General features: G+C 40.0%; 2 protein-coding genes and 1 pseudogene. All 3 read left to right on the top strand.

Features of this window, described 5'->3' with window-relative positions; genetic code table 11:
- A partial coding sequence (locus tag ACFIKE_RS09925) for a zinc finger domain-containing protein (RefSeq protein ID WP_375649668.1) occupies positions 1-345 on the top strand: 345 nt, incomplete at its 5' end.
- Between the two features lie 83 nt (positions 346-428).
- Positions 429-1,823: a M20/M25/M40 family metallo-hydrolase gene (locus tag ACFIKE_RS09920; RefSeq protein ID WP_375649666.1), complete on the top strand. Its 1,395-nt coding sequence runs from the start codon at positions 429-431 to the stop codon at positions 1,821-1,823.
- A pseudogene (locus ACFIKE_RS09915) lies at positions 1,816-1,970 on the top strand (ribonuclease D); the annotation flags it as partial. The gene ACFIKE_RS09920 and the pseudogene ACFIKE_RS09915, both read left to right, overlap by 8 nt.

The following is a 1,970-nucleotide window of genomic DNA, read 5'->3' as shown; positions in this document are numbered from 1 at the left end:
TCTATTGTTGCAGGTCTTGGGAATATTTATGTTTGTGAGGCACTTTGGCGGAGTCGTTTGTCTCCACAACGTGGTGCTTTTACATTGGCATCAAAAACGGCACGTACATGTGAATTTGCAGATTCTTTAGCACAGAATATACGCAATGTGATTTCTGAAGCCATTTTGTCTGGTGGCTCTTCTTTACGTGATTATATGCGTGTGGATGGTTCACTTGGTTATTTTCAACACGCTTTTTCAGTTTATGGACGAGAAGGCAAGCAATGTTTGGAATGTGGCACGCCTATTGTGCGTATTTTACAGGCTGGACGTTCAAGTTTTTACTGTTCACAATGTCAAAAATGAATAAGGTGTCTTGCAAAATCTTACAAGAGGCTTAAAGTCATCGTATCTATAATATAATTACACAAGGCTTGAGAGGTTTTTTTATGCTGAATAAAGTGTTAACACATCTTGATGAAAATATAGAAAAGAGCCTTGAACGCCTTTTTTCTCTTTTACGTTTCCAATCGATTTCTACGGATTTGGCTTATAAGGATGAATGTCGTAAAGCAGCTGATTGGTTAGTAGAAGATTTAAAAACAATAGGTTTTGAGGCTTCAAGACGCGATACACCAGGTCATCCAATGGTCGTTGGACATCATCCAGGTCCTTCAGATGATTGTTTGCATGTGTTGTTTTACGGACATTATGATGTTCAGCCTGTTGATCCATTAAATTTATGGGAAGATGATCCCTTTAATCCTTCATTAAAAGAAAAACCTACAGAAAAAGTTATTTGTGCTCGTGGAGCTTCGGATGACAAAGGTCAGCTTATGACCTTTGTTGAGGCATGTCGTGCGTTTAAGAAAGAAACGGGCCAGTTACCCATTAAAGTTACTGTTTTATTTGAGGGAGAAGAAGAAAGTGGCTCTTCTTCTCTTGTTCCTTTTTTAAAAGAAAATAAGGATGAGCTTAAGGCTGATTGTGCATTGGTTTGTGATACAGCGATGTGGAATGCAGATACACCATCTGTTTGTATTGCTCTTCGGGGTATTTTAGGAGAAGAGGTTACGATTACATCAGCCGATCGTGATTTGCATTCTGGTGCTTTTGGAGGGGTAGCAGCCAATCCTATTCATATTTTAACGAAAATCTTAGCAGGGCTTCATGATGACAATGGTCGGGTAACGCTTCCAGGTTTTTATGATGGAGTAGAAGAAACACCTCCACAGATTTTGCAGTCATGGAATGCACTGAATTGTACTGCTGAAAACTTTCTTGGTCCTGTAGGACTTTCCATTCCTGTTGGTGAAAAAGGACGGAGCATTTTAGAACTTGTATGGGCGCGTCCTACAGCAGAAGTTAACGGGATTAGTGGTGGTTATGAAGGAGAAGGAATGAAAACGGTTATTGCTTCTCAAGCGAATGCGAAAGTATCTTTCCGTTTAGTGCATAAGCAAGATCCAGAAAAGATACGCCAAGCTTTCCGTCATTATGTGCGCAGTCTAATTCCTGCTGATTGTACTGTTGAATTTAAGGGGCATGGCGGTTCTTCTGCAATTCAAATCCCTTATGATTCACCTTTTATCAAGGCAGCAAAAGAAGCTTTATCGCAAGAATGGAGCAATCCTGCTATACTCGATGCTATGGGAGGATCAATTCCGGTTGTTGGAGATTTTCAGTCAATTCTTGATATGGAATCTGTGCTGGTTGGATTTGCATTGTATAATGATCGTATTCATTCTCCCAATGAAAAGTATAATTTAAAATCGTTTCATAAGGGGCAGCGGTCTTGGGCGCGTATTCTTGCAGCTTTTGCAAATAGGAGGGTAAATGGCTGAGATTCGCGTTCATCAAGGTGATTTACCAAACTTAGATAATTATAAAACTGATGCTGTTGCGATTGATACCGAAACTTTAGGGTTACAACCCCATCGTGATCGTTTATGTGTTGTTCAGCTTTCTTCTGGAGATGGTACTGCCGATAT

The organism is Bartonella sp. MU70NMGDW, assembly GCF_042194085.1.
In the GTDB taxonomy this organism is placed as follows: Bacteria; Pseudomonadota; Alphaproteobacteria; order Rhizobiales; family Rhizobiaceae; genus Bartonella; species Bartonella grahamii.
Note: the sequence above shows the minus strand (reverse complement) of the source record. Positions and strands in the feature narration are given on the sequence as shown.

Coding starts and splice junctions, on each gene's coding strand:
- ACFIKE_RS09920 (WP_375649666.1), top strand. CDS start 429: ATGCTGAATAAAGTGTTAACACATCTTGATGAAAATATAGAAAAGAGC.